The 26074-nt window shown below is 45.6% G+C and carries 22 protein-coding genes; 14 read left to right on the top strand and 8 right to left on the bottom strand.

Features of this window, described 5'->3' with window-relative positions:
• Positions 1-111 precede the first annotated feature (111 nt).
• The 3 genes from CWO27_RS15670 to argE form a co-directional block, all read right to left on the bottom strand.
• Positions 112-651, bottom strand: a complete 540-nt coding sequence (locus CWO27_RS15670; RefSeq protein ID WP_102433311.1) for a PadR family transcriptional regulator — start codon at positions 649-651, stop codon at positions 112-114.
• A gap of 349 nt (positions 652-1000) precedes the next feature.
• Positions 1001-3637: a phosphoenolpyruvate carboxylase gene (ppc, locus tag CWO27_RS15665; protein ID WP_170960799.1), complete on the bottom strand. Its 2637-nt coding sequence runs from the start codon at positions 3635-3637 to the stop codon at positions 1001-1003.
• Between the two features lie 251 nt (positions 3638-3888).
• Positions 3889-5025, bottom strand: a complete 1137-nt coding sequence (argE, locus tag CWO27_RS15660) for an acetylornithine deacetylase (protein ID WP_102530065.1) — start codon at positions 5023-5025, stop codon at positions 3889-3891.
• Between the two features lie 154 nt (positions 5026-5179).
• Between argE and argC the strand changes: the two genes are divergently transcribed.
• The 4 genes from argC (at position 5180) to argH (ending at position 10532) form a co-directional block, all read left to right on the top strand.
• Positions 5180-6184 (top strand): N-acetyl-gamma-glutamyl-phosphate reductase, encoded by a 1005-nt coding sequence (gene argC, locus CWO27_RS15655; protein WP_102433309.1) that lies wholly within the window; start codon positions 5180-5182, stop codon positions 6182-6184.
• A 12-nt stretch (positions 6185-6196) separates the two neighbouring features.
• Positions 6197-6985, top strand: coding sequence for an acetylglutamate kinase (argB, locus tag CWO27_RS15650; protein ID WP_017061138.1), 789 nt, complete (start codon positions 6197-6199; stop codon positions 6983-6985).
• A 113-nt stretch (positions 6986-7098) separates the two neighbouring features.
• Complete coding sequence (locus CWO27_RS15645) at positions 7099-8310, top strand: argininosuccinate synthase (RefSeq protein ID WP_017632086.1); 1212 nt, start codon at positions 7099-7101, stop codon at positions 8308-8310.
• A gap of 347 nt (positions 8311-8657) precedes the next feature.
• A complete protein-coding gene (gene argH, locus CWO27_RS15640) occupies positions 8658-10532 on the top strand; it encodes an argininosuccinate lyase (RefSeq protein ID WP_017061136.1) in 1875 nt (624 codons plus the stop codon).
• 254 nt (positions 10533-10786) lie between these two features.
• Here argH and CWO27_RS15635 read toward each other — a convergent pair whose 3' ends face one another.
• Complete coding sequence (locus tag CWO27_RS15635; protein WP_080967687.1) at positions 10787-11035, bottom strand: DUF3624 domain-containing protein; 249 nt, start codon at positions 11033-11035, stop codon at positions 10787-10789.
• An 87-nt stretch (positions 11036-11122) separates the two neighbouring features.
• Between CWO27_RS15635 and CWO27_RS15630 the strand changes: the two genes are divergently transcribed.
• The gene (locus CWO27_RS15630) at positions 11123-11470 is read left to right on the top strand and encodes a RidA family protein (RefSeq protein WP_004729674.1); all 348 of its coding nucleotides are present in this window, start codon (positions 11123-11125) and stop codon (positions 11468-11470) included.
• A 240-nt stretch (positions 11471-11710) separates the two neighbouring features.
• On the opposite strand, the gene CWO27_RS15625 is transcribed toward CWO27_RS15630, so the two are convergent.
• The 3 genes from CWO27_RS15625 to CWO27_RS23785 form a co-directional block, all read right to left on the bottom strand.
• Positions 11711-13177: a dihydrolipoyl dehydrogenase gene (locus CWO27_RS15625; protein ID WP_055319906.1), complete on the bottom strand. Its 1467-nt coding sequence runs from the start codon at positions 13175-13177 to the stop codon at positions 11711-11713.
• A gap of 289 nt (positions 13178-13466) precedes the next feature.
• Positions 13467-14195, bottom strand: a complete 729-nt coding sequence (locus tag CWO27_RS15620) for a glutathione peroxidase (protein WP_102433307.1) — start codon at positions 14193-14195, stop codon at positions 13467-13469.
• A 44-nt stretch (positions 14196-14239) separates the two neighbouring features.
• The gene (locus tag CWO27_RS23785) at positions 14240-14419 is read right to left on the bottom strand and encodes a hypothetical protein (protein WP_107899209.1); all 180 of its coding nucleotides are present in this window, start codon (positions 14417-14419) and stop codon (positions 14240-14242) included.
• On the opposite strand from CWO27_RS23785, the gene oxyR reads away from it, so the two are divergent.
• Positions 14418-15311, top strand: coding sequence for a DNA-binding transcriptional regulator OxyR (gene oxyR / locus CWO27_RS15610; RefSeq protein ID WP_102433305.1), 894 nt, complete (start codon positions 14418-14420; stop codon positions 15309-15311). The two genes, CWO27_RS23785 and oxyR, sit on opposite strands and share 2 nt — an antisense overlap.
• A gap of 111 nt (positions 15312-15422) precedes the next feature.
• On the opposite strand, the gene CWO27_RS15605 is transcribed toward oxyR, so the two are convergent.
• The gene (locus CWO27_RS15605) at positions 15423-17984 is read right to left on the bottom strand and encodes a penicillin-binding protein 1A (protein ID WP_170960798.1); all 2562 of its coding nucleotides are present in this window, start codon (positions 17982-17984) and stop codon (positions 15423-15425) included.
• Positions 17985-18135: 151 nt separating this feature from the next.
• On the opposite strand from CWO27_RS15605, the gene pilM reads away from it, so the two are divergent.
• From pilM to CWO27_RS15565, 8 genes are all read left to right on the top strand, one after another.
• Positions 18136-19161 (top strand): type IV pilus assembly protein PilM, encoded by a 1026-nt coding sequence (gene pilM / locus CWO27_RS15600; RefSeq protein ID WP_102433303.1) that lies wholly within the window; start codon positions 18136-18138, stop codon positions 19159-19161.
• Positions 19145-19744 (top strand): PilN domain-containing protein, encoded by a 600-nt coding sequence (locus CWO27_RS15595; RefSeq protein WP_102433302.1) that lies wholly within the window; start codon positions 19145-19147, stop codon positions 19742-19744. Before pilM ends, CWO27_RS15595 begins: the two co-directional genes overlap by 17 nt.
• On the top strand, positions 19737-20348 hold the full coding sequence (locus CWO27_RS15590) for a type 4a pilus biogenesis protein PilO (RefSeq protein ID WP_048659164.1): 612 nt from the start codon (positions 19737-19739) through the stop codon (positions 20346-20348). The genes CWO27_RS15595 and CWO27_RS15590 overlap by 8 nt, the downstream gene beginning before the upstream one ends.
• A complete protein-coding gene (locus CWO27_RS15585; protein ID WP_048659163.1) occupies positions 20335-20853 on the top strand; it encodes a pilus assembly protein PilP in 519 nt (172 codons plus the stop codon). The genes CWO27_RS15590 and CWO27_RS15585 overlap by 14 nt, the downstream gene beginning before the upstream one ends.
• Before the next feature lie 59 nt (positions 20854-20912).
• Entirely contained in the window at positions 20913-22607 is a 1695-nt protein-coding gene (locus CWO27_RS15580) for a type IV pilus secretin PilQ (RefSeq protein WP_102479222.1), read from the top strand.
• A gap of 176 nt (positions 22608-22783) precedes the next feature.
• Complete coding sequence (gene aroK, locus CWO27_RS15575; RefSeq protein WP_017061125.1) at positions 22784-23302, top strand: shikimate kinase AroK; 519 nt, start codon at positions 22784-22786, stop codon at positions 23300-23302.
• Between the two features lie 24 nt (positions 23303-23326).
• Positions 23327-24415 (top strand): 3-dehydroquinate synthase, encoded by a 1089-nt coding sequence (gene aroB / locus CWO27_RS15570; protein ID WP_017061124.1) that lies wholly within the window; start codon positions 23327-23329, stop codon positions 24413-24415.
• Between the two features lie 79 nt (positions 24416-24494).
• Positions 24495-26012, top strand: coding sequence for an SPOR domain-containing protein (locus CWO27_RS15565; protein WP_107899208.1), 1518 nt, complete (start codon positions 24495-24497; stop codon positions 26010-26012).
• Positions 26013-26074 lie beyond the last annotated feature (62 nt).

Below are 26074 nucleotides of genomic sequence, written 5' to 3'. Positions count from 1 at the left end.
TTCAAATCCTATAGATACAAAAAAGGCTTGGACTCTAAGAGTTCAAGCCTTTTGCTATTCTAGCTTCTAGCTTCTAGCTTCTAGCTTCTAGCTTCTAGCTTCTAGCTTAACTTAAGCAAGAGCGCCAAGTTCAAGCAGTACTTCTTCAGCCCATACAATCCATGCTTCACGGATAAGTAGGTTACGACGAAGAGTAAGACGCTCAAGGCGTGCTTGCTTGTCTAGAGTTGATGGCGTTGCGTAGTAAGCTGCTTCAATCTCTTTGTAGTGAGAAACCAGTTTGCGAGACTCTTCTACTAGCTCAGCAAGTTGTACACGGTAAGCGTCAGAAGGTTGTACAGCACAAGCCATTAGCTTAGCTGAGAACTCGTCACGAACGGTTGGGTGTGCAGTTGGTTGTTCAAACCATTCACCTAGCGCGCTACGGCCAGCATCAGTGATAGAGTAAACTTTACGATCTGGTTTGCCTTCTTGAGGCTCAAGCACGCAAGTTACCTGGTCGTTCTGAGCCATTTTATTTAGCTCGCGGTAAACTTGTTGGTGGCTAGCTTTCCAGAAGTAACCAATGCTTGCGGAGAATTCTTTTGTGATATCGTAACCAGTAGCATCGCGTGTACTTAAAACGGTTAGAATTACGTGTGGTAATGACATGTCTGAAATCCAAATGGTAAACAGTAAACAAATACTTAAACAACAAGTGTGCTTCTAATGGCACGTTATATTGGTTATGTCTAAGTAGCACCAACTCATCGGTTGGTTATGTCACCTTACAAAGCCGTTTATCACCTAGGTTGACCAGTTTATTGATCAAATTGCTGCAGATTATTTTTTTGGAGTGTTTCCGCAGCGGAGCAGTAGTATATCTAAATAATAAGCATAAAGTAGAATACATGGACAAAATAACCCAAAAAACTGACAAAATACTCACTAGTGGTTATTTTGCAAAATAAAAAGGTCGCGCGTGGCGACCTTTTGTTCTTTTTATAGTAGAAATCACTAATTAACCAGTGTTTCGCATACCTGCTGCAATGCCTGCAATCGTCACCATTAGCGCTTCTTCTAGCTCTGCTGGTGGTGTTTCACACTTACGAGTACGGTACAGCAGTTCTGCTTGAAGCATGTTTAGTGGCTCCACGTAGATGTTACGTAAGCGAATTGACTCAAGCCCCCAAGGGTCGCTCTGCATCAAGTTCTCGTTATTTTCTACATTCAGTACCGCTTTGATGTCTTTTTGTAGCTGTTCACGCAGTAACTCACCCAGAGGCAATAGCTCTTCGTCAACAAGACGTTGATCGTAGTACTTCGCAATTTCCATGTTGCACTTCGAGTACACCATTTCCAACATACCCAGACGAGTTGAGAAGAATGGCCATTCACGACACATCTCTTCCAGTAGCGCTTGATGGCCTTGGTCTACAGAGTATTGAATGGCTTCACCAGCACCTAGCCATGCAGGAAGTACCAAACGGTTTTGGCTCCAAGAGAAGATCCATGGAATTGCACGTAGGCTTTCTACGCCGCCATTCGGGTTACGTTTTGCAGGGCGAGAACCAAGAGGCAGTTTACCTAGCTCCAGTTCAGGCGTCGCTTGACGGAAGTAAGGTACGAATTTCTCTTCACCACGAACCACGTTACGGTAAGCCTCACAAGAGACTTGAGACAGCACTTCCATTAAGTCGCGCCACTCTTGTTTTGGCTCTGGTGGCGGCAGAAGGTTCGCTTCTAGAATCGCACTTGCGTAAAGGTTAAAGCTGTTTACAGCAACGTCTGGTAAACCAAGCTTAAAGCGGATCATTTCGCCTTGCTCAGTTACACGTAAACCGCCTTTCAAGCTCTTAGGTGGCTGAGAAAGAAGAGCAGCGTGCGCTGGCGCACCACCACGACCAACCGTACCGCCACGACCGTGGAATAGAGTCAGTTCAATGCCTTCTTCATCACAAACTTTAACCAGCTTGTCCATCGCGTCATACTGGGCCCAACCTGCAGACATTACGCCCGCATCTTTCGCTGAGTCAGAGTATCCGATCATCACCATTTGGTGGTTCTGGATAAATCCACGGTACAAGTCGATGCTCATTAGCTGCTTCATTACCGCTTCTGAGTTGTTCAAATCGTCTAGCGTTTCGAACAGTGGACATACGTCCATGCGGTATGGGCAACCACATTCTTGCAGAAGCAAGTGAACAGCCAGTACATCCGATGCAGTACGAGCCATAGAAATCACATAAGCGCCGAAGGCTTCACGAGGTTGAGCTGCAATTACCTTACAGGTGTCCAAAACCTCTTTGACCTGTTCAGATGGCTCCCAGTCGCGCGGTAGCAGTGGGCGTTTTGAGCTTAATTCATTGGTTAAGAAAGCAATCTTGTCTTGCTCGCTCCACTGGTCGTAATCGCCAATGCCTAGGTAGCGAGTCAGTTCAGATAGGACATCTGAGTGACGGGTACTTTCTTGACGAACATCGAGACGAACTAAATGCACACCGAATGCTTTTAGGCGACGTAGGGTATCAAGCAGAGAACCATCTGCGATTACGCCCATGCCACATTCGTGCAGCGATTGGTAACACGCGTAAAGTGGTGTCCAAAGTTGGTCGATGTTCTGCAGTGTTTCTTTCTTCGGTACTTCAGCATCATGCAGTTTTGCGTCAAGCACTTCTAGCGTGTTGTTCAGCAGAGTGCGTAGGCTCTTAAGGATTGCACGGTAAGCTTCGTGCTCATCACCTGCTAGTTCACGAACCGCATCATTACACTTAGTCATCGACAGCTCGGTAATCAGCTCATTAACGTCGCCTAGGTAAAGGTCTGCAGCTTTCCAGCGAGATAGGCGCAGCACTTCTTTAGTGATGGTGTGCGTTACGAATGGGTTACCATCGCGGTCACCGCCCATCCAAGATGAGAAGTGTACTGGGCGTGCATCGATCGGCAGGCCTTCACCAAGGTAGCCTTTTAGTCGGCCATCCATGTCGCGTAGAAAATCTGGTACTGCTTCCCATAGAGAGTTTTCTACAACCGCAAAGCCCCACTTAGCTTCATCAAGTGGCGTTGGGCGTTGTTGACGAATCACATCTGAGTGCCAACCTTGAGCGATAAGTTGCTCTAGGCGACGTTCGGTTTTCACGCGCTCTTTGTGTGATAGGTCGCTTAATTCTAATTTAGACAGACACTCGTTGATCTTAACCAGCTTGTTGATCATGGTGCGACGAGTGATCTCTGTTGGGTGTGCAGTCAAAACGAGTTCAATGTTCAGGTCGCGAACAGCTTGAGCCGCATCTAGCTTGCTGATGTCGTTTTGGTTTAATTTGGAAAATAGAGATTGCAGCACGTCTGGTTCGCAAACATGCTCCTCACAGTGGCGAGAGATGGTGTGGTACTGCTCTGCCATGTTGGTGAGGTTGAGAAATTGGTTAAATGCACGAGCAACAGGAGTGAGTTGTTCGTTCGGCAGGTTTTTGATTTCTTCAACTAGGCTGTCACGGTCAGCTTTGTTGCCTGCGCGGGCGGATTTGGAAAGTTTACGGATAGTTTCCACTTTCTCTAAGATAACGTCACCATGTGCATCTTGGATTGTGTTACCTAGCAAGCGTCCCAGCATGCTTACGTTACTCTTGAGAGCGGCGTATTTCTCGTTCATTGTCATCCTGCCTCGTAAAAAAATTACATCCATTGTTCCTTGTTAAGTACACAATCTAGCGAAAACTGCTGTATCTAGTCAAATAAAGCATTCTAAGTTTGCAATTATTAGGTTTAGAAATGTGGGAGAAGTAAATTTTTCAATACTGTGGAATAAAGTGAAATTTAATTACAAGAACAGGCTATGTCAGAGATAACAGAATAAAAGCCACCTTTTGGGGTAGCTTTTGTATAAAAATATCGAACGGGTAGCAATAACTAGAAACAATATTTACGGATCGATTTACTCAGAACATCAATTGTTGGGTCAATAAAATCGAAGCTTAAGAACTCATCCGGTTGGTGAGCCTGGTCGATTGACCCCGGACCTAGTACTAAGGTTGGACACAGCTCTTGAAGGAAAGGTGCCTCTGTACAGTAGTTCACGGTTTGCGATTCAATCTCGCACACCGATTCCATACCACCAATAAATGGATGATCGTGTTGGCACTCGTAACCCGGAATCGGCTCATGCAGCGGAGTAATGTCAATTCTGCCCGGCCATTTTGCTTCTACTTCCTTGAGTGCGCTGCGCAGCATGTTATCCAACCCATCTAAGCTGATGCCTGGTAAAGGACGAACGTCGTAATGTAGTTCACAACAGCCACAGATTCGGTTAGCGCTATCACCGCCGTGAATATGGCCAAGGTTTAGAGTCGGACTTGGAATAGCGAAACCTGGGTGGTGATACTCTTTGACTAACTTGTCACGCAGCTGCATCAAAGCAAACAGCACTTCATGCATGATTTCGATGGCGTTGACACCTAATGCAGGATCCGAAGAGTGACCTGATTTACCGGTTACTCGCACGGCATTGGCGACATGACCTTTATGACCACGTATAGGCACAAGGCTGGTTGGCTCACCAATGATGCAGTAATCCGGTTTAAATGGTGCATTCTCCGTGAAGTGACGTGCGCCTAGCATGGTGGTCTCTTCATCACAGGTTGCCAATACATAAAGTGGCTTCGCCTGTTTGCTCCAATCCATCTTCTTTGCCGCTTCATAAACGAAAGCGAAAAAGCCTTTCATATCGGCCGTGCCTAACCCATAGAAGCGATTGTTGTGTTCTGTTAGTGCGTGAGGATCGAAGTTCCAACGCCCTTCATCGAATGGCACTGTGTCGCTGTGTCCCGCTAATAACAAGCCACCTTCACCTGAGCCCATCTTTGCGACCATATTATGCTTGCCGGGCTCGACCTCCACGACCTCAACGCTAAAGCCTAAGTCTTTAAACCATTGAGCCATTTTTTCGATCACTTTTTCGTTGCCATGATCCCAGCTTGGATCGGTAGAACTAATAGAGTCGGTGGAAATTAGGCCTTTGTAGACCTCAAGAAAACTCGGTAATTGCATAATATCTTCACTTCTACTATTGACAGGAAAACTATAAGTCGGTAAAACACATATTAAATCATATTTAATGCATAAGAAATCAAATAAAGCCAAAAATTAAGTATGAATAGTCAAATTTTGAAATGTAACTTACCTCAGGAATGGATGTGTTGAGATGTTGAAAACCACGATCATTGGCGCAAGCGGCTACACAGGAGCAGAACTGGCTCTAATGATAAACAGACACCCTGAGCTCACGCTATCAGGTTTATATGTCTCAGCCAATAGTGTAGACGCAGGTAAACCTATTGCGGCACTGCACGGTAAGTTAGCTGGCTTGATTGATATGCCAGTACAGCCATTAACGAATCCAGAAGAAGTAGCAAAGCAGTCTGATGTGATTTTCTTAGCTACCGCACACGAAGTAAGTCACGACCTAGCGCCAATTTTTCTAGAAAACGATTGCCAAGTCTTCGACCTATCGGGTGCATTCAGAGTTAAAGGCGAGAACTTCTACCAAGAGTTCTACGGTTTTGAACACCAACACGAACAATGGCTAGATAAAGCCGCTTACGGTTTAGCGGAATGGAATGAGCAAGCGATTAAAGAAGCTCAACTTGTTGCAGTCGCGGGTTGTTATCCAACCGCATCACAATTGGCGATTAAGCCTTTGGTTGAAGCGAAGTTACTGGATGAGAACCAATGGCCTGTGATTAACGCGACCAGCGGTGTTACTGGAGCGGGTCGTAAGGCGACTATGGTTAACAGCTTCTGCGAAGTGAGTCTGCAAGCTTACGGCGTATTCAATCACCGTCATCAACCTGAAATGGCTGCACATTTAGGATGTGATGTGATTTTCACTCCGCACCTCGGCAACTTTAAGCGCGGTATTTTAGCGACCATCACCATGAAACTGGCTGAAGGCGTGACAGAGCAACAGATACAAGATGCCTTTGAGCAAGCTTACCAAGGTAAACCTGCAGTGAGACTACTCGAAGAGACACTGCCAAGAATTCAAGATGTAGAACAGACGCCTTTCTGCGACTTAGGTTGGAAGGTTCAAGGTCAGCACATCATCGTTGTTTCAGCGATTGATAACTTATTAAAGGGTGCATCTAGCCAAGCGATGCAGTGTTTAAATTTACGTTATGGTTTTGCGCCATTAACTGCGTTAGTGTAAAGGAATCTAGATATGAGCCTTAATAATCAACCATTAATCATAAAGTTAGGTGGCGCTGCGCTATCTTGTGGTGAAACACTCAGCAAGTTATTTGGTGCTATTTCAGCTTACCAACAGCAGGCACAGCGACCTATCGTGATTGTTCACGGCGGTGGTTACCTTGTTGACGACCTAATGAATAAGTTGAACCTCGAAACCGTCAAGAAAGAAGGGCTACGTGTTACTCCTTATGACCAGATCCCTGTGATCGCTGGTGCACTAGCGGGCACGGCCAACAAACTACTTCAAGGTCAGGCAATTAAAGATGGTATCAATGCCGTTGGTTTGAGCCTTGCAGATGGTGGTTTATGCAAAGTGAGCGAACTGAACCCTGAGCTGGGCGCAGTAGGAAAAGCGGAGCCGGGCGACTCAACCGTTCTGCAAGCGATTCTTAATGCGGGCGCACTGCCAATCATTAGCTCAATTGGTCTGACTGAGCAAGGCCAACTGATGAACGTCAATGCCGATCAAGCAGCGGTTGCCGTTGCAGGCGCACTTGATGCTGAACTGGTGCTACTTTCTGATGTAAGTGGTGTGTTGGATGGCAAAGGCCACCTCATTCCAAGCCTTAATCAACAGCAAGCTGATGACCTTATTACAGGCAAAGTGATTACTGACGGCATGATCGTTAAGGTTCAAGCTGCACTAGAAGCCGCTAACGACCTTGGACGACCAATCGAAGTTGCCACTTGGCGATACCCAGAAAAGCTAACACAACTGTTTTCAGGTAAAAGCATAGGAACACAGTTTTTACCTCAGTAGGTCTTACAACGAGTCACTACTTAAAGAATTTAGACAAATTAAATAAACATATAATTATGAAGTCATTTCCAACGCTGACCGCCATGTGCAGTATGGAAACTAGGAGAAAGAAAATGAGCAAAGTTAACGTAAAGAAAGTTGTAGTAGCCTACTCTGGCGGTCTAGACACATCAGTAATCATTCCATGGTTGAAAGAGAACTATGACTGTGAAGTGGTTGCGTTTGTTGCGGATGTTGGTCAAGGCGACGAAGAGTTGATTGGTATCGAAGAGAAAGCGAAAGCTTCGGGTGCTTCTGAGTGTTACATCGCTGACCTTAAAGAAGAGATGGTGGCAGATTACATCTACCCAACGCTAAAAACGGGCGCTTACTACGAAGGCAAATACCTACTAGGTACTTCTATGGCTCGTCCAATCATTGCGAAAGCGCAGGTTGAAGTTGCTCGTAAAGTAGGAGCAGACGCACTGTGTCACGGTTGTACTGGTAAAGGTAATGACCAAGTTCGTTTTGAAGGTGCATTCGCAGCACTGGCACCAGACCTACACGTAATTGCACCATGGCGTGAGTGGGATCTAGTGAGCCGTGAAGAGTGTCTAGATTACCTAGCAGAACGTAACATTCCTTGTACTGCTTCTCTGACTAAGATTTACTCGCGTGATGCAAACGCATGGCACATCTCTACAGAAGGTGGCGTTCTAGAAGATACATGGAACGCGCCAAACGAAGATTGCTGGGCTTGGACTGTAGACCCAGAGCAGGCACCAAACGAATCTGAAACAGTGACGCTTAAAGTTGAAAAAGGCGAAGTGGTTGCGGTTGATGGTGAAACAATGACGCCATACAACGCACTGGTTTACCTAAATGAGAAGGGCGCTAAGCACGGTGTTGGTCGTATCGATATCGTAGAAAACCGTCTTGTTGGTATGAAGTCTCGTGGTTGTTATGAAACTCCGGGTGGCACAATCATGATGGAAGCACTGCGTGCAGTAGAGCAGCTGGTTCTTGATAAAGCGGCATTCGAATTCCGTGAAGAGCTAGGTGTTAAAGCATCTCACCTTGTATACGATGGTCGTTGGTTCACTCCGCTATGTAAGTCAATCCTTGCAGCGACAGAAGAACTAGCACAAGACGTGAATGGCGAAGTGGTTATCAAACTTTACAAAGGCCATGCAACGGTGACTCAGAAGCGTTCTGACAACAGCCTGTACTCAGAAGAGTTTGCAACCTTTGGTGAAGATGAAGTTTACGACCAAAGCCACGCTGAAGGCTTCATCCGTCTTTACTCGCTATCAAGCCGTATTCGTGCTCTGAATAGCCAAAAGTAATGCTAACAATGAGTTAGTGAGCTAGCCTTTGATGAAAGCTTAAAGGTCAGTAAACAGACATTATTATGCAAAGCCCATTCACTATTGATTAGTGAGTGGGCTTTTTAGTTTCTATTCGCCGAATAAATCAGCTTCGGTTTTTACTATCGAATGGCATATAATTCGCGCTCCACGCTGAAAATAATCAATGGATTGAACTTCTGGTGAATAAATATGTTAAAATAATGAATTAATACTTTATTTTCATTTTGAATTGCCGTAAGTTTAAACCATCAGAAAAATACTGAATCTTAATCAGAATTATCATTTGCAAAAACAGTGAGCACTGTGCAATTAGGAGATACACAATGGCATTATGGGGCGGTAGATTTACCCAAGCAGCAGACACCCGGTTCAAAGATTTTAACGATTCTCTTCGTTTTGATTACCGATTGGCTGAGCAAGACATTGTGGGCTCAATTGCCTGGTCTAAGGCTCTACTGTCGGTCAACGTATTAACAGAAGAAGAGCAGCAGAAGCTTGAGTTAGCGCTGAATGAGCTAAAACTTGAGGTGATGGAAGATCCTGAACAGATTCTACGTTCTGATGCAGAAGATATTCACAGCTGGGTTGAGCAACAACTTATCGGCAAAGTCGGTGATTTGGGCAAAAAGCTTCACACAGGCCGTTCTCGTAATGACCAAGTGGCGACCGACCTGAAACTGTGGTGTCGTCAGCAAGGTAACCAACTGCTATTGGCATTGGATCGCCTACAGAGCCAAATGGTCAACGTTGCTTCTCAGCATCAAGAAACTGTGCTTCCTGGCTACACTCACTTACAACGTGCTCAGCCGGTAACTTTTGCTCACTGGTGCTTGGCTTACGTTGAAATGCTTGAGCGTGATTATTCTCGTTTGAATGATGCGATTAAGCGTCTAGATACATGTCCGCTGGGTTCTGGTGCCCTTGCCGGAACTGCTTACCCGATGGACCGTGAAGAGTTAGCTCACAACTTAGGTTTCCGTCGTGCAACGCGCAACTCTCTAGATTCAGTCTCTGACCGTGACCATGTGATGGAGCTGATGTCGATCGCTTCTATCTCTATGCTTCACCTTTCGCGTCTTGCAGAAGATATGATTTTCTACAACTCAGGTGAATCAAACTTCATCGAGTTAGCAGATACCGTGACTTCAGGTTCATCTCTGATGCCACAAAAGAAAAACCCGGATGCGTTAGAACTTATCCGTGGCAAAACTGGCCGTGTTTACGGTTCACTAGCTGCAATGATGATGACAGTAAAAGCTCTGCCTTTGGCGTACAACAAAGACATGCAAGAAGATAAAGAAGGTCTGTTCGACGCTTTAGATACTTGGAATGATTGTATGGAAATGGCAGCGCTCTGTTTTGACGGCATTAAAGTGAACGGCGAACGTACACTTGAAGCGGCGAAACAAGGCTACGCGAACTCAACTGAACTGGCTGATTACCTAGTAGCGAAAGGGATTCCTTTCCGTGAAGCTCACCATATTGTCGGTGTAACAGTAGTAGCGGCGATTGCTAAAGGCTGTGCATTAGAAGAATTAACCATCGCAGAGATGAAAGAGTTCTCTGAGGTGATTGAAGAGGATGTATATGACATCCTGACCATTGAATCGTGTCTTGAAAAACGTAGCGCGCTAGGTGGTGTATCTCCACAGCAAGTGGCTTACGCGGTTGACCAAGCTGAGAAACGTTTATCACAGCGTGACACTTCCATCGTTAAGGTTCGTCCTGCTCGTCTGACTGATATTGAAGCGTTAGAAGGCATGGTCGCTTACTGGGCGAACATGGGTGAAAATCTACCTCGTTCTCGTAATGAACTGGTGCGTGATATTGGCTCGTTTGCGGTCGCGGAACATCATGGAGAGGTGACAGGTTGTGCATCACTCTATGTGTATGACTCTGGCTTAGCAGAAATTCGCTCACTCGGTGTTGAGGCTGGCTGGCAAGGTCAAGGGCAGGGTACTGCGATTGTGCAGCACTTGGTTGAGAAAGCGCGACAAATGGCCATCAAGAAGGTGTTTGTGCTGACTCGTACACCAGAGTTCTTCATGAAGCATGATTTCTTACCGACATCGAAATCTCTACTGCCTGAGAAGGTACTGAAAGATTGTGACCAGTGTCCTCGTCAACATGCGTGTGATGAAGTGGCGTTGGAAGTGAACTTGGTAGAGCAGATTATCGCTAAGGTTAATGTTGCATAAGACATTGATTTTATAGCTCCTAAAAAAAAGATCAAAAATCTGATCTTTTTTGGGAACAAACTAAGAAAAGCCCGGTCTATTAAAGTACCACTGCTTTTTCTTAGAATTTTCTAAGAAAGCCCTAGAATCGATTGGTTCTGGGGCTTTTTTCTATCCGCTGTTTGGTAAATGATAATAGCTCGATAATTACGGTGCACGATTGATGTATTGAACCTATCATCTAACCATTATTGCCTATCCAGCAAACTCCTCAGCTAACGCTTTTTGTTCCTTAAAGGCAGCACCACTAACTTCATTATCCAATGCAGCGATAACAAGCCACTGAACGCGAAAGCGGCCATCATCAAGGCGATGGCATTGATGGTTTTCGGGTCTTCCCTGAAAAGTAACCACCATGTTCCCCAACTCAAGAGCGACAGCACCATGAGTTGGTTCATACAACGTTGGCAGCGACCGAGTTTGTTGAAGATTTTTTCATTTTTATTGCAATGAATACATGTCATCTTGGGCTTGATTCGCGTTATGCTTGTTGCCCTGATAATACCACGTCACAAGATATTGGATCACGGTGACATAGAGAGAGAAGATCGATGATTGAGCGCCAAGAAACCAAGCAACGTATGAGCCGTATTGTTAAACACAACGGTACTATCTACCTATGTGGCCAAGTTTGTGCTGATGCAACTAAAGACATCACTGAACAAACACAGACCATGCTAGATAAAGTAGAAGCGCTACTTGAGCAAGCAGGCAGCGACAAAGAGCACATGCTGTCAGCAACGATTTACTTGAAAGACATGAAAGACTTCCAAGAAATGAACGCAGTATGGGATGCATGGGTTCCAGAAGGTCACGCTCCAGCTCGCGCATGTGTGACTGGCGACATGGCTCGCGAAGCACTGCTAGTTGAGATCTCTGTGATTGCAGCTGAGAAGTAATTCTCTCGCATTTAGCGATAAGTAACGGTTTTAAGAGATTCCAGATACCTCGTCCCTCGGTTCTGGAATGACGGTTTAAGTTTTGGTTTAGTGGCTTAAATAAATCAACGTCATTCCCGAAAGCGACGAAGGAGCGTAGTCGGGAATCTGTTATTTGTTCGTTGCCGAAAAACAAAAAGGAAAGCCAATGGCTTTCCTTTTTAGTATCTAATTTATGTGTTCTGTCTCAATCAACCGAGATTAACAACCAGGTCCACAATCTAGACAGTGTTTCACCATCTCTGGACCTAAGTGCAGTTTCGCGTTGAGGTCACGCAGCGCTGTTCGTACACCCTCTTCAATTACTGGGTGATAGAACGGCATGTCTAGCATTTCAGAAACCGTCATCTTGTTCTGGTGTGCCCATGCTAACAAGTGAGCTAAGTGTTCTGCGTTTGGTCCCATCATCTCAGCACCAAGGAAGCGGCCTGTACCTTGCTCGCCGTAAACGTGCAGAATACCTTTGTTGCGTAGCATCACTCGTGAACGACCTTGGTTCTCGAACGACACTTCACCCGTTGCGAAACAACCACATGTGCCTAAGCGGGTGGTGATCTCTTTGTAGGATTCACCAACCATCGCGATTTGCGGGTCAGAGAATACCGCTGAGATTTTAGAGCGGCGTAGACCTGCACGAATCTCAGGGAAGCGACCAGCGTTGTCACCTGCAATGCGGGCTTGGTCTGCTGCTTCATGTAGCAGAGGCAGTTGGTTGCTTGCATCACCTGCAATGAATACTGATGGCAATGATGTTTGTAGCGTGTAGTGGTCAGCGATTGGAACACCACGCTCATCAAGTTCTAGAGAGGTATTCTCTAGGCCAAGTTTGTCGGTGTTGGGACGACGCCCCGTTGCTGCCAGTACGTACTCAACGACGTTAGTTTCTAGTTCACCTTGCTTATTGATGAACTGGATTTCGACGCGAGCCTCACCCGATTCAGTGGTAATACGCTTCATGCTTTCGATTTTCACGTCGGCATCTAGGTAGAACTCTTCATTGAAGGCTTTATCTGCGTAAGCCATGATCTCTGGGTCGGTTACTGGGCCAACTTGACCACCTAAACCGAACAGTTTGGTCTTCACACCTAAGCGGTGTAGTGACTGGCCAAGCTCAAGACCAATAACACCAGGGCCAAATACTGCAACCGATTCTGGTAAATCATCCCAGCTGAACACGTCATCGTTAATGATCAGACGGTCTCCAAGCTCATTCCAAACGGCAGGGTATGCAGGGCGAGAGCCAGTTGCGATAACAATACGTTTAGCGGTGACAACCGTGTGGTCATCAATTTGTAGTGTGCTGTCGTCTAAAAACTTTGCGTAGCCAGAGATCTTGTCTTGCTCTGGGATTTCATCAACACCTTCTAAAACAAAACCAACAAAACGGTCACGTTCAAACTTCACTCGGTCCATCACTTCACGGCCGTTAATCACGATATCACCTTGTGGGTGAACGCCAAAAGCTGGTGCTTTCTCGATTTGGTGTACGCTTTCCGCTGCTGCAATAAGCAGTTTAGATGGCATACAACCAACACGAGCACAGGTTGTACCGTAAGGGCCGCCTTCAATCATCACGACACTGTCAGTGTGTGCTTTTGCAGCGCGGTAAGAACCTAAACCTGCCGTACCGCCCCCGATAACTGCTACATCTACATTGACTTGTTTCATAATAATTTTCTCGCAATGGCTAAATTTGGTTTGAACGAACCCCTCCAACTCTGGTGATTTTTTGAGAGTCAGGATAGTGGGTCAGTTTTGTGATTCTGTTTTATTAGGTTTAGCTTGTGGTTCTGCTTTTTGTTACTAACTATAGGTTAGTAAAAGACAGGCGAGTCACCAGCTATATTCTTTTTTCCAAAACTCAGATAAGAGCGTTTGGAATGGCTAACCCACAAGAGGGTGGGTTAGCTGGTATTACTGCTATTTATTTACTAAGCGTTTACTTGCGACTAAGTGATTAACCTAGGAAAGCTTCTAGTTCTTCGCTACCACCGATGTGTTTGCCACCGATGAATACTTGAGGAACGGTAGTGCGACCAGAGATTGCACGTAGGCTTACTGTTGTTGCATCTTTACCTAGAACCACTTCTTCGTAGTTCAGACCTTTGTCGATTAGGTTCTGTTTTGCTTTCATACAGAAAGGACAGCCTGGCTTAGTGAATACTGTGATTGACTCTTGCTCTTTGTGCTCAGGAGCAAGGTAGTTAAGCATAGTATCTGCATCAGAAACCTTGAACGGGTCGCCTGGTACGTCTTCTTCGATGAACATTTTTTCTACCACGCCGTTTTTAACCAGCATGCTGTAGCGCCATGAACGTTTGCCGAAACCGATGTCGTTTTTCTCAACTAGCATACCCATGCCGTCTGTGAAATCACCGTTACCATCTGGGATGAATGTGATGTTTTCTGCTTCTTGGTCTGATTTCCAAGCGTTCATTACGAATGTGTCGTTTACTGAAACACACAGAATGTCATCAACACCGTTTTCTTTGAATACAGAGTGTAGCTCGTTGTAACGAGGTAGGTGGCTTGAAGAACATGTTGGCGTAAACGCACCTGGTAGGCTGAATACGATAACTGTTTTGTCTTTGAATAGCTCTTCAGTCGTTACGTTAACCCATGCATCACCTTGGCGAGTTGGGAATGTTACTTGAGGGATTGATTGACCTTCTTTAGATGCAAACATATTGATTTCCTTAAATAGTATTTTTAATTTTGTTCTATCAGAGCTTAACGTTTTTCTTCGCTCTGTTTCGTTTCGTTGAGCCCATTATTAGATAAATCCTTTGATAGCTCTAATCGTTTGATGTTATGGTTTTGATAGGTAAATTCTATCAATGGCATTTTTCTTTTAAATGTTTTTGTTAGAACCCTTGTTCTTATTAAAACCTGAGGTAAGAAACTGATCATGAACATTCGTGACTTTGAATACTTGGTAGCGCTCGCAGAGCATAAACACTTCCGAAAAGCGGCAGAAGCGTGCTTTGTCAGTCAGCCAACACTAAGCGGTCAAATACGCAAACTAGAAGATGAAATCGGACTTCAGTTAACCGAGCGTAGTCCAAGGAAGGTGATATTTACAGAATCAGGGTTACAACTTGTTGAACAAGCCAAGCGTATTCTCAATGAAGTGAAAACTTTTAAAGATATGGCGAGTGGCCACGGTGAAGCGATGACGGGGCCAATGCACATTGGTTTTATTCCAACCGTGGGTCCTTACATCTTGCCTAAGATTGTTCCTCATCTTAAAGAGAGCTTCCCAGATCTTGAGCTTTACTTGCATGAAGCTCAGACCCATCAGCTAGTGAGTCAACTTGAAGATGGCAAGCTTGATTGCTTGGTACTGGCTGCAGTTGACGAAACCGCGGTGTTCAAAGAGATTGATGTGTATGACGAGCCCTTAAGTGTTGCCGTTCCATGTGACCACGAGTGGGCTCAGCAAGACACTATCGATATGCTGCAGCTAAATGGACAGACCGTACTGGCGCTAGGTGACGGTCACTGTTTAAGAGACCAAGCCTTGGGCTTCTGTTTTGCGGCGGGCGCCAAAGATGATGAGCGCTTTAAGGCGACTAGCTTAGAAACGCTGCGTAACATGGTTGCGGCGGGGGCGGGTATTACCTTGCTTCCTCAGCTATCTGTGCCGAAAGAGAAGCAGAAAGACGGTGTGTGTTACGTACCTGCGGTGAATCCAACGCCTTCACGTAGAATTGTCGTGGCTTACCGTCCGGGTTCTCCATTGAAGGGACGTTTCGAGCAATTGGCTGAGACTATCCGAACTCAACTGGAGAAAACAGCTTAACACTCGATCTCAGAGCCCAAGCTGGTAAGGTATAGATATAAAAAAAGGGTTGATATGAATTCATATCAACCCTTTTTGTTGGTTCAACTTACTAGGTTCAACAAACCCTAGCTAGAACAGTTCTTCTACTGCTTCACCTGATGAGGTTGAGTAGATGTCGTCATTGAAACGTTCTGTGATGTACTCGGTTGGCTCAGTGCCTTTTTCGAAGTACTCGAACATTGATGAGCTATCGAACTTATTAGTCAATAAGCCAGTTTCACGGTCGATACGAACACGAACGATGTTCTCCGGAATCTCTTTACGTTCAGCAGGAACACCCGCTAACGCAGTACCCATGAAATCAACCCATGCAGGTTCTGCTGTTTTCGCGCCAGCTTCTGCACCCGTAATTTGGTTCTTACCAAGGTTTGAGTTCGCTTTGGTTCTGCCTAGGTTGCGGTTGTGGTTATCAAAACCAACCCATACCGTTGCAACCATGCCAGGGCCGTAGCCGCTGTACCAAGTATCTTTCGAGTCGTTAGTCGTACCGGTTTTGCCGCCAATATCACGACGTTTCAGTGGTTGTGCACGCCAACCTGTACCGTTCCAACCTGTACCCGCACTCCAATCACCGCCGCCCCAGATGTTGCTGTACATCATTTCACGAACTAGGAATGCGTTCTGCTCAGAGATAACTTGAGGTGCGTATTGAACTTTCGCATCCACGTCTTGCTCTGCAAACTCATCCGCCATTGGATCGGCTGTGATGGTCTGTTTGCAATCTTCTTTACAGACGACTTTTGGTGTCGCTTCAAACTCAGTCTCGCCAAATGGAGTCTCAACGCGGCTGATGTAGAAAGGTTCAACGTAGTAACCACCGTTAGCGAATACCGAGTAACCTTGCGCTACTTTCATTGGCGTTAAGCTACCAGCACCTAGCGCAATAGTTTCAGAGCGCGGTACTTCGTCAATATCAAAACCAAATCGAGTAAGGTAGTTACGAGTATCATCCAGGCCTACTTCGCGTAGTACACGTACCGCCATTACGTTTTTAGACTGAGCTAAGCCAATACGTAGACGAGTTGGACCCACATAAGTCGGTGGCGAGTTCTTTGGTCGCCATGCTGTGCCTTGGCTCTTATCCCATTGGTTAATCGGGGCATCATTGATCAGTGAGGCTAGCGTTAAGCCTTTCTCAATCGCTGCTGAGTAGATAAATGGTTTGATACCAGAACCCACCTGACGAATAGATTGCGTTGCACGGTTGAACTTGTTGTGTACGAAGTTAAAGCCACCCACCATCGACAACACAGCGCCGTTGTTCGGATTCATTGCAACAAATGCGGTGTTCGCATTAGGTACTTGGCTAAGTCGCCATACAACTGGTGTTTCTGATTCTGCAGTCGCTGACTCTTCTGTCGGCTCTTCAGAGACTTCATCGCCTGTAACGGCTTCATGGCGAACCCAGATTTGTTCACCAACAGCTAGAATCTCTTTTGCTTGAGAAGGCGCTGGTCCTTGGCGGTTATCCGTTAGGAATTTGCGTGCCCAGTTCATACCTTGCCATTCGATAGTGCCTTTACCTTGGTTCTTAACCCAAATTTGCGCACTTTTCGAATTAACTGCGGTAACAACAGCAGGGACTAGGTCACCATAGGTTGGTTGAGACTTAAGGTGTTTAACGATTTGTTCTTGATCCCACGCTGATTGCGCAGTCTGCCACAATACTTTTTCAGCGCCACGGTAGCCATGACGCTCATCGTAGCCAAGTAGGTTCTTAATTGCGGCTTGGTTCGCTGCTTTTTGCAGTTTCGAATCAACAGTCGTGTAGACCTTCATGCCTGATGTATAAGCTTCTTCACCGTAGCGTTCCACCATCCAAGCACGTGCAACTTCTGCAACATACGGCGCGCTCAGTTCGATCTCTGCACCGTGGTATTTCGAGATAAGTTCTTCGCTACGAGCGTCATCGAACTCTGCTTGAGTGATGTATTGCTCGTCTAACATACGACGCAATACGACGTTACGACGGTTAGTCGCGCGCTCAACAGAGTAAATAGGATTCATTGTCGAAGGTGCTTTGGGCATACCCGCAAGTGTCGCAATTTCACTCAGTGTTAGATCAGGAAGATCCTTACCGAAGTAAACACGTGCTGCAGCGCCAAAACCATACGAACGGTGACCAAGGAAGATCTTGTTTACGTAAAGCTCCATGATCTCTTCTTTACTAAGCAGTTGCTCAATGTGGATCGCAATGAAGATCTCTTTGATCTTACGCATAATCTTTTTCTCATTAGATAAGAAGAAGTTACGCGCAAGCTGCTGAGTAATGGTACTCGCCCCTTGTTTTGCTGAACCCGACATTGCAACCACGAGTGCTGCACGTGTGATACCGATTGGGTCAATACCAGGGTGCTCATAGAAACGGCTATCTTCGGTGGCAATCAGAGCCTCAACTAAGTGGCGAGGAATCTCGTCATAAGTCACCGGATTACGACGCTTTTCGCCAAATTGAGAGATCAACTTACCGTCTTGACTGAAGACTTGCATCGGCGTTTGGAGTTCTACGTCGCGCAAAGTGGCAACATCAGGCAACTCTGGTTTTACGTAATAATAAAACCCGAAAATTGTACTGACTCCAAGAATCATGCAAATCAATGTAAATATGAATAATCGCTTTATGAACTTCACCGGATAATCCCTGATTAGTTAAGGCTGATAAGCAGCAAACCCTTGTACTCTAGGCTAAAAACTTAGCTTTCGTTTATTAACGCTTATTTAACTAATAATCACAACCCCTAGATAATCAACGAAATGCTTGGCACTTCAGGAGCTAGGTCACATGGGTTCATCATTAATTACAGGTATAGATATAAATCATCACAGCATCAAAGCCGTGGTACTAAAACCCGTGGGGGAGTTGTATGCCCTAGTGGGATACAAAGAGCTGCCGATTTCGGACGACATTTTTACAGCTAACCATACTTTGGAGTATCAGAAAACTGTTAAGAAACTTAAAGAACTTAGGAAAGGACTGCCTTTTGGCTGTCGCAACGTCGCCATTTCGGTACCTGATAACACGGTGATCAGCAAAGTACTACAAATAGAGAGTGAGTTAGAAGACAGAGAAAAAGAGTTTTCTATCTATCAAACCTTCGCCCATCAATCTCCCTTTCCTATCGAGGAGCTGAGTTTAGATTTTGTAAAGCTGGAAGACAAACGATTTGGTAAAGGTTCGACAAGCAGTTATCAGGTGTACGCCACTCGTAAGGAAGTCGTCGATAGCCGAGCGGATACATTAACTAAGGCTGGTTTTAAACCTGTGGTGGTAGATACACAGGCCCATGGGCTGCTAAACATCTGGCAATTGGCTTCGCGCTTGTATCCCGATAAGAATAACTGGTTGCTGGTGGATGTTGGAATCGACCAAACGTCGTTAGGAGTTATCCCGCAGAATTCAGCGCCTTTCTATAAAGACATCGCTTTTGGTACTCAAGATCTTCGCAGCTCGGATAACCCAAGTGATATAGAAGGTGTGTTCGGCACGGCTGAAGATACCCATCAATTCATTGTTCATTTGATTGAGAAGCTCAAGCGCCAATTACAGCTCTATTCATCGGGAAATGCGCAGCAACCTATCTCTGGGATCTGGCTGATGGGTGAGGGTGCGAGTATTCCTATGGTAACCGAAGAGTTAGAGCGCCATTTTCAGCTGAGCTGTGAGTCATTGAATCCTTTGTCTCTGTTTGAGAACAAGGTCGCCAAGAGACGTCGACTGCCAATGGACTGGCAACACTTTGGTATTGCCGCGGGTATGGCGATGAGCGGACTCAAGTGGCAGGGAGAAAAGCATGTTGCATCAAATTAACTTGCTGCCGTGGCGTGATGAGATTCGTGCTCAGCATAAGAAGCGTTTTGTTCATTTGGTTATTCTTGGCGTCATCATTGCGCTTGGTGGGCAATGGGCGGTCGGTAACTACTTTTATGACCAACAAGCCAGGCAGCAAGCGCGCCTCAATTATCTTAATCAATACATCGCTGAGCTCGACCGACAAATTCAGTCATTAAAAGTCGCCGAACAAGAGCACAAAGCCATTCTCACTCGACTTGATGTGGTGGAGTCTTTGCAGCTTGGCCGCAATAAAACCACCGACTTCATGAACCTGATGCCAGAGCTGATTCCTGAGGGCGTGTATGTCGACAAGATAAAGATGAATGGTCAGGAGATTGAGATGTCGGGCATCAGTGACAGTACCGCTCGTCTTGCGACTATGTTGGACAACTTAGAGCGCTCAGATTCCCTGGAAGGGGTCGAGATGCACTCTATCGTTCATAACCGCAAACGCTTCAATAAAGAATTTCAGACCTTCAAGGTCTCTTTTGTGTTTAGCCCTGTCTCTTTAGAAAACACAACCGCGAGCAGAAAAGAGAAGGAGACGCATCATGGCTAACCTTCAAAATAGAATGAGCTTGCAAGATCTCGATGTTGATGAGATCACCGAGTGGCCATTGCTGCCTCAGCTTCTCGTGATTCTGGTGTTGATAGTGTTAATCCAAGGTGTAGGCACTTGGCTTTATGTGTTGCCACTCGACGATGAACTGCAACAGATGAAGCAACAAGAACAAACCTTAAAGACGACCTTGCGAATTAAGGCCAATAAGGTTGCAGCCTTGCCTAAATTGCAGAGTCAGCTGGATGAACTAACCAGTCGCTACGATTACCTGTTAGAGCAGCTGCCTGTTCAAAAAGAGCTAGCCAGTATGTTGGCGTCTGTGAATGAACTCGGCTTGGATAATTCGCTGACCTTTACTCGAATCGATTGGGGACAAAAACAGAACAAGGAGTTTCTCTATCGTTTACCGCTCAATATCGAGCTGACGGGTGACTACCATGAGATTGGTGACTTTTCGGCTGCCATCGCTAAGCTGCCGCGCATCATTAGCTTTGATGATGTGAACTGGCAGCGAGTTAGCCAAGAAAGTAGCACTCTGCACTTTAGGGTTCGAGCTTATACCTACCAGTTTAAATCGGAGGTCAATGATGAAACCCAATAGCGCGCTTTACTCAATCGTGTTGCTGCTTGCACTGTCAGGCTGCAAAGCAAATCAGGATTCACTCCCAGACTTCGTGGCACAGGTTGAAACTAAGGCGAGAAAAGATGTCGAGCAACTTGTCCCAGCAACTGAATTCACGGCGGCGACTTATCAGCGCCGAGCCTTTCGTCCTCCCTTTGAACTTCCTAAAGAAGCCATTGTGCAAAACCAGCCTTTGGTTAAGAAAGACTGTTGGCAACCTAGCGCTCGCTCTCGTAACGGAAAGTTAGAGAAGTACCCGCTGAGCAAGCTTCGTTTAAGAGGTGTAATGGGCAGTGGTTCAAGTGTGTTTGGGCTAGTGCAAACACCGAAAGGCAACGTGGTAAACGTCAAGAAAGGCCAGTTTATCGGCCTAAACAATGGCCGAGTTACTAAGGTGACCAGCCAGTACGTTCAGATTAATGAAACTCTTCCAGATGGCTTAGGTTGTTGGCATAAGCGCAACGTTAGGCTGGCTCTGAAGTAAACCAATGTCACATGATGTGGATATGAGATGTAAATATGATTAAAGGAATAAGTGAGTCAATGAACAAAGGGCTGAAAGGCTTGATGGTGTCTGTGATGTTGGTTTTTAGCGTATTTAGTTACGCAGAGAGCCTACCAAATAAATTAGAGAATATTGATTTTAGGGTTAATAAGGATAAAGACGCCGTCATTATCATTGAGCTAGCGACCAGCACCGCTGTGGTGGATGTTCAACGTGCTCAGGAAGGGTTAAGTATCGAGTTGATCAATACTCAGGTTGATGATGACAAGCTTTACCTACTAGATGTAAAAGACTTCGCTACCTTGGTTGAAGGTATTGAAGTCTATAAAGAGACACCAAGCACTCGGCTTCTAGCGACGATTAGCAATGACTATCAGTATGAATACAATCTAAAGGGACGTTTTATTGAGGTGGTGATCAGCAAACCAGTTATCGATCAAGTGACCAAAGAAAAAAGCGTTCTAGAGAAAGAGGGCAAGCTGATATCGATTAACTTCCAAGACATCCCAGTACGAAATGTCCTGCAGCTGATTGCCGACTATAACGATTTTAACTTAGTCGTATCTGATTCGGTCGCCGGAAACCTCACTTTACGTTTAGATGGCGTACCTTGGCAGCAAGTTCTCGACATTATCTTGCAAGTTAAAGGCTTGGATAAGCGAGTTGATGGTAATGTTATCTTGGTCGCGCCGAAAGCGGAGCTCGATCTTCGAGAGCAACAAGCGTTAGAAAAATCGCGTTTAGAAGAGGAGCTTGGGGAGCTTAAGTCGGAAATCATCAAGATTAACTTTGCTAAGGCCACCGATATTGCCGACATGATTGGCGGTGAAGGTGCGGTCAGCATGTTGTCTGATCGCGGTTCGATTACCATTGATGAGCGCACTAACTCTTTATTGATTCGTGAGTTGGAGGAGAACATTGCCGTGATACGAGGCATCATTGAATCCTTAGATATTCCTGTGAAACAGGTGCAGATAGAGGCGCGTATCGTGACCGTCACTGAGGGTAATCTTGATGAGCTTGGCGTGCGCTGGGGTGTTTCCTCGACCAACGGAAGCTTCACCGTTGGTGGTTCAATAGAAGGTAATCATCCATCACAAATCACACCGTATGACGATGATGGTGGCAACAGTGCGATTGATGACTACCTCAACGTTAACTTAGGGGCGACATCGCCGAATGCATCGAGCATTGCTTTTCAAGTCGCCAAGCTTGGGTCGGATACTTTGCTCGACCTTGAACTGTCGGCACTTCAACAAGAGTCGAAAGCTGAGATTATTTCTAGCCCACGCTTAATCACCACCAATAAAAAGCCCGCTTATATTGAGCAAGGTACTGAAATCCCTTACTTAGAGTCTTCTTCAAGTGGTGCAACGTCGGTCGCATTTAAGAAAGCGGTATTGAGCCTCAAGGTGACGCCGCAGATCACACCCGACAATCGTTTGGTATTGGATTTGAGCGTGACTCAAGATAGACCTGGGCAAGTGGTCAAGACCGGAACAGGGGAAGCGGTAGCAATTGACACGCAAAGAATAGGTACGCAAGTGCTTGTTAATAATGGTGAAACTGTCGTTCTTGGCGGGATATTTCAACACAGCGTAAGCAGCACGGTGGATAAAGTTCCTCTGTTGGGAGACCTGCCAGTTTTGGGTGCATTGTTCCGTCGCAGCTATGAAAATGTGGGTAAAAGTGAACTACTTATTTTTGTCACACCCAAAGTTGTGATTCAGTAATGAACAATTAGATTAAAAATAAAGTTGCATTAGTGGCACCTAACCTTGATAATTTCGGGTCTTATCACGAATTATCTGTGAGGAATCGGTGCCACGGGCCTTTTAATTTCAGTACTTGTACTGACCTACCTTGTGGCGATGTCATTGAATTAACGTTGTAAATTACTGCTAAAAACATGGCTGAGAAACGCAATATTTTTCTTGTTGGCCCAATGGGCGCCGGCAAAAGTACAATTGGTAGACACCTAGCTTCCCAACTTCATATGGAGTTTCTAGACTCTGACACTGTGATTGAAGAGCGCACTGGCGCAGACATCGCATGGGTTTTTGATGTTGAGGGCGAAGAAGGTTTCCGTAAGCGCGAAGAATCTGTAATCAATGATCTGACAGAAGAACAAGGTATTGTTCTTGCGACAGGTGGTGGTTCAGTGTTGAGCAAAGAAAACCGTAACCGTCTATCTGCACGAGGCATTGTTGTATACCTAGAGACAACAATTGAAAAGCAACTTGCTCGCACTAACCGCGACAAGAAACGCCCTCTACTTCAAACAGACAACCCGCGTGATGTGCTAGAAGATCTAGCTGTATCTCGCAACGCACTATACGAAGAAGTGGCGGACTACACAGTTCGTACTGACGACCAAAGTGCAAAAGTGGTAGCCAACCAGATCGTAAAAATGCTAGAAGAACGTTAAGTTCATTTTTCGGAGAGCAAACCCATGGAACGGATTACGGTCAATCTAGCTGAGCGTAGCTACCCTATCTCTATTGGCGCCGGGTTATTTGAAGACCCGGCGTACCTTTCTTTTTTATCAGGCAAACAGAAAGTTGTTGTTATCAGTAATGTGACAGTAGCGCCTCTTTATGCAGATAAAATTTTATCGCTATTGGATCAAGTAGGCTGTCAGACATCTCTTCTCGAGCTGCCAGACGGTGAACAGTACAAAACCCTTGAAACGTTCAATTCAGTGATGAGCTACATGCTTGAAGGAAATTACAGCCGCGATGTGGTGGTGATTGCTTTAGGTGGTGGTGTAATCGGTGACTTGGTCGGTTTTGCTGCCTCTTGTTACCAGCGCGGTATAGATTTCATTCAAATCCCGACGACCCTTCTTTCTCAAGTGGACTCTTCTGTTGGTGGTAAAACCGCAGTAAACCATCCTCTTGGTAAGAATATGATCGGCGCTTTTTACCAACCGAAATCTGTGATCATCGATACTAACTGTTTATCAACGCTTCCAGAGCGTGAGTTTGCAGCTGGCATTGCTGAGGTGATCAAATACGGCATCATTTACGATGAAGCCTTCTTTGATTGGTTGGAGCAGAATCTAGAGAAACTTTATCAACTTGATGAAGAGGCACTGATCACCGCGATTGCTCGTTGTTGTGCAATTAAGGCTGAAGTGGTGGCTTTAGATGAAAAAGAGTCAGGAATCAGAGCGTTATTGAACCTAGGTCATACATTTGGTCATGCGATTGAAGCAGAACTAGGCTATGGTAATTGGCTACATGGTGAAGCTGTGTCGTCAGGCACTGTAATGGCAGCGAAAACTGCTCAATTACAGGGGCTGATCTCTCAGCAGCAACTTGAGCGAATTATTTCTATACTCAAGAATGCGAAATTACCAATCCATACGCCAGAAAGCATGTCTTTTGAAGACTTTATGAAGCACATGATGCGCGATAAAAAAGTGCTGTCTGGTCAGTTGCGTTTGGTATTACCAACAAGTATTGGTACTGCTGAAGTGGTTGCTGATGTGCCTCAAGACATCATTAAACAAGCGATCGATTTCTGCCGTACTCTTTAAATTTGGTTGTGAGGTTGCCTAGCTAAACTCTAGGCAACTGAAGCGTTTTACTGATCGATCTTATCAGTAGGGATCCCCAATGAGTTTGGCTCATGAATTAAGAGTATTAGAGTTAGAATCTCAAGTTGAGCTGCTAGAGCGCTTACAGCTTTTGACTAACTTTGGTTCAAACCTAGTCACGGTTGCTGGTAAAACTGGCTCGGGCCGTTCTTGGTTAGCTCAGCGTTATCTGGAAGCGTGGTCGACTGAAAAAAATCAGTGTTTACTGCTTTGTCATCCAAGCCAAGACGATCAACAACGCCGCGCGCTTATTCTTAGCCAAATTGTTTCTGATCCCCTGTTTAATGAACATGATTCTTTATCAGATAGCCTGACTAGGTTACTGGATGGAGAGCCGTGTAATGTGGTTATCGTCGTTGATGATGCCCAACGACTTTCTGAGCTATTGGTATCCGAATTATGGATGTTGGTACTAGAAGCTCAATCAAACCCTCAATGGACGATCAATATCGTTCTCTTCTCGGAACCTGGCCACTTAGATACGTTATTAACGCGTTTGAGTTACGGTCAACAACACAAGCCTATCGATCTCGAGATCGATGACCTTTCGCAACCAGAAGCTGAACATTTCTTTGAATCACTGGTGATTCGATATGTTGATGATGAGTCTGAAACTCGCGTGCGACGTGCGTTTAGTAAAGCGCAACCTCTGCCCGGTGAGTTAATGGCTTTAGGAGAATTGAAAGTGGAAAAAAGGATTATTATTCGCTCAATTATTGGCTCACCGATCAATATCGCGATTGTGGTGGCCTTGTTGTTGGTTTTAATTGGTGGCGGCTATTGGTGGATGTTCAGTCAGCCAACACCAGACGATAAAGCGCAGTCGCTTATCGCACCGATTGAACAGACAGCTATCCCAACTTTTGAAGTGGAAAGTGGTACCGAGCAAGCTGGTATCGACGGAATGGTAGATTCTGAAACCGAAGCTGACATGAGTTACCAAGGCGCTGACGACGATAGCTCATCTTTGCCGCCAACTGTCGTTGAAGATACCGCGAGTGTTGGGGAAGTGGAACAAGATCAGCAACGCGTTGTGATCACCTCTGACGTGGTTGATGCTCTGCTTGATGATAAGCCTGAAAGTGCCGATACCAGCGCGATTGATGCGGCTGTTGAGGAAAATACAGAGGCAGCGGCTAGCGCGCAACCTGATGCAGCACAAGCCGAACCACAACCAACAGTTGATGAAGAATCAGATCTAACTGATTCAACACCGCCGACTAAAAAGATTACCTTCTCATTTGCTCGTGAAGAGTTACAAGCTATCTCGCCGCGCGCGTATACCTTGCAGTTGAGTGCGATGACCTCATTGGAGGATGTGCAATCCTTCATTGAAGAATATGACCTTGAGAACAAGGTTCGTATTTACCCAACACTTCGTAACGACACCAAGTGGTTTATCATCACTTATCAAGATTACCCAACGATTCAAGTGGCGCGAGACGCGGTAAGTGCGTTATCAAAACCCCTTCAACAGTTGGAACCTTGGGCAAAATCGATGAATCAAGTGCATCGAGAGATAGAACGTGCGAAATAACCCTGAGCTTAGCCTCAAAATATGTTACATTCCGCAGCCTTATTTTTGAGTTGATAGATAGA

Origin of the sequence: Vibrio sp. 10N.286.51.C3, from assembly GCF_003050065.1 — a bacterium.
In the GTDB taxonomy this organism is placed as follows: Bacteria; Pseudomonadota; Gammaproteobacteria; order Enterobacterales; family Vibrionaceae; genus Vibrio; species Vibrio crassostreae.
The sequence above is the reverse complement of the archived record's forward strand: the minus strand, read 5'-3'. Positions and strand labels throughout refer to the sequence as shown.

Excerpts from the sequence above, each read along its gene's own strand:
- CWO27_RS15670 (WP_102433311.1), bottom strand. The coding sequence starts at position 651 with ATGTCATTACCACACGTAATTCTAACCGTTTTAAGTACACGCGATGCT.
- ppc (WP_170960799.1), bottom strand. The coding sequence starts at position 3,637 with ATGACAATGAACGAGAAATACGCCGCTCTCAAGAGTAACGTAAGCATG.
- argE (WP_102530065.1), bottom strand. The coding sequence starts at position 5,025 with ATGCAATTACCGAGTTTTCTTGAGGTCTACAAAGGCCTAATTTCCACC.
- argC (WP_102433309.1), top strand. The coding sequence starts at position 5,180 with ATGTTGAAAACCACGATCATTGGCGCAAGCGGCTACACAGGAGCAGAA.
- argB (WP_017061138.1), top strand. The coding sequence starts at position 6,197 with ATGAGCCTTAATAATCAACCATTAATCATAAAGTTAGGTGGCGCTGCG.
- CWO27_RS15645 (WP_017632086.1), top strand. The coding sequence starts at position 7,099 with ATGAGCAAAGTTAACGTAAAGAAAGTTGTAGTAGCCTACTCTGGCGGT.
- argH (WP_017061136.1), top strand. The coding sequence starts at position 8,658 with ATGGCATTATGGGGCGGTAGATTTACCCAAGCAGCAGACACCCGGTTC.
- CWO27_RS15635 (WP_080967687.1), bottom strand. The coding sequence starts at position 11,035 with ATGACATGTATTCATTGCAATAAAAATGAAAAAATCTTCAACAAACTC.
- CWO27_RS15630 (WP_004729674.1), top strand. The coding sequence starts at position 11,123 with ATGATTGAGCGCCAAGAAACCAAGCAACGTATGAGCCGTATTGTTAAA.
- CWO27_RS15625 (WP_055319906.1), bottom strand. The coding sequence starts at position 13,177 with ATGAAACAAGTCAATGTAGATGTAGCAGTTATCGGGGGCGGTACGGCA.
- CWO27_RS15620 (WP_102433307.1), bottom strand. The coding sequence starts at position 14,195 with ATGTTTGCATCTAAAGAAGGTCAATCAATCCCTCAAGTAACATTCCCA.
- oxyR (WP_102433305.1), top strand. The coding sequence starts at position 14,418 with ATGAACATTCGTGACTTTGAATACTTGGTAGCGCTCGCAGAGCATAAA.
- CWO27_RS23785 (WP_107899209.1), bottom strand. The coding sequence starts at position 14,419 with ATGATCAGTTTCTTACCTCAGGTTTTAATAAGAACAAGGGTTCTAACA.
- pilM (WP_102433303.1), top strand. The coding sequence starts at position 18,136 with ATGGGTTCATCATTAATTACAGGTATAGATATAAATCATCACAGCATC.
- CWO27_RS15595 (WP_102433302.1), top strand. The coding sequence starts at position 19,145 with ATGTTGCATCAAATTAACTTGCTGCCGTGGCGTGATGAGATTCGTGCT.
- CWO27_RS15590 (WP_048659164.1), top strand. The coding sequence starts at position 19,737 with ATGGCTAACCTTCAAAATAGAATGAGCTTGCAAGATCTCGATGTTGAT.
- CWO27_RS15585 (WP_048659163.1), top strand. The coding sequence starts at position 20,335 with ATGAAACCCAATAGCGCGCTTTACTCAATCGTGTTGCTGCTTGCACTG.
- CWO27_RS15580 (WP_102479222.1), top strand. The coding sequence starts at position 20,913 with ATGAACAAAGGGCTGAAAGGCTTGATGGTGTCTGTGATGTTGGTTTTT.
- aroK (WP_017061125.1), top strand. The coding sequence starts at position 22,784 with ATGGCTGAGAAACGCAATATTTTTCTTGTTGGCCCAATGGGCGCCGGC.
- aroB (WP_017061124.1), top strand. The coding sequence starts at position 23,327 with ATGGAACGGATTACGGTCAATCTAGCTGAGCGTAGCTACCCTATCTCT.
- CWO27_RS15565 (WP_107899208.1), top strand. The coding sequence starts at position 24,495 with ATGAGTTTGGCTCATGAATTAAGAGTATTAGAGTTAGAATCTCAAGTT.